Here is a 1,247-nt window from a genome sequence, read left to right as displayed (position 1 = left end):
GATTACGCCTCGTGCCTCGTCTCATCTGACCTACGTTTTGGAAGGGATAAGAGACAGGGAAACAACCCCATCCTAGCCTTCCCCTTCAAAGACACAAGGGGAAGGGACAGTGACAAAAATCAATGAAAGATGTCTTCTATTTTATCGGCAAAAAGCAATCGTTCAGACCATTCCAGTAGGGTTTCAGGATCGGCTTTTTCAATCTGTTCACGATACGCCGCCGTGACATCAACGCCGTATTTTCTGATCATCTGACGTAACAGCATATTCGCCTCACCTTGCTGCATTCCTTGTTGCATTCCTTGCTGTATCCCTTTCTCAATTCCAAAACGCTCTGCACTGGTGACGTAAGGCATTTTTTTAGACTCCTCTAGTTGGTATACCGATTCTAGGAACTGGCGATCCAAAACCTCTGGTAAACGTATCATCCAATCAATCACTCGGAACAATTCCAGTATAACATCACGCTCATAGCCCCGCTCGTACATTAATTGCACAAGCTGAAACTTCCACGCTTGGCGTTCTTCCGCTCTTTTACTGCTCTTTGCCCGAAGTTGCGCCATGACCACCAAGGCAAACACATTATCGCTGTTTTCTAACTGCTCCCAACGGGCCTGCCAATCCAGCAGTTTCACACTGGGAAAGCGAAAATCCAATTCACAGCCCCAACGCCCCCAGTGATAGCTATTGGGCCGAAAGTTTCGATGACTATCAGCAAGCACACCTAAGCTGACCACATCCATCTGATATCGATCAAACAGCCGATAATGATACACATACATACGCTCGGCAAAATCCCGCTCTGCTTCGCCCTGCACTTCCACATGGATCAATACCCATGTTTCTGTACCATCCCGTGCAAAAACCTTAACCAGCTTATCAGCATAACGTCGCCCCAGCTCGGCATCTTGCACAATCTGCTGAAGCTCTTTATCCAAAAACACTCGCTCTCGGCGCCAATCCACCTGCTCGTAAACATCGGGAAACAACAAGGCTAAAAACTCTGGAAAGCGCTGCTCCAAGGCCTCTTTCCATGGGCTATCATGATCATCCATTGATCTCGTATTCATTTAAAATCCCTCTTTCAGTAACATCAACCTCATCCTGAGATTGCCTTGCATTACCTCTCTAATACTATATAAAAACCACCAAAATACAAACACCAGACCATGATCGTGGGTTGGTGTTGGGTGATATGTTTGGGGATTTTGTGACCTTGGTTGGGAATGTCAGATTACGCCTCGTGC

The 1,247-nt window shown here is 46.7% G+C and carries 1 protein-coding gene; it reads right to left on the bottom strand.

Annotated features, from left to right (window positions below):
* Positions 1–119 precede the first annotated feature (119 nt).
* Positions 120–1,070 carry an RpnC/YadD family protein gene (locus DKT73_RS18710; protein WP_111640041.1) on the bottom strand — a complete coding sequence of 317 codons (951 nt, stop codon included), beginning with the start codon at positions 1,068–1,070 and terminating at the stop codon, positions 120–122.
* Between the last annotated feature and the right edge of the window lie 177 nt (positions 1,071–1,247).

This window comes from Marinomonas shanghaiensis (assembly GCF_003259175.1).
Classification (GTDB): Bacteria; Pseudomonadota; Gammaproteobacteria; order Pseudomonadales; family Marinomonadaceae; genus Marinomonas; species Marinomonas shanghaiensis.
Note: the sequence above shows the minus strand (reverse complement) of the source record. Positions and strands in the feature narration are given on the sequence as shown.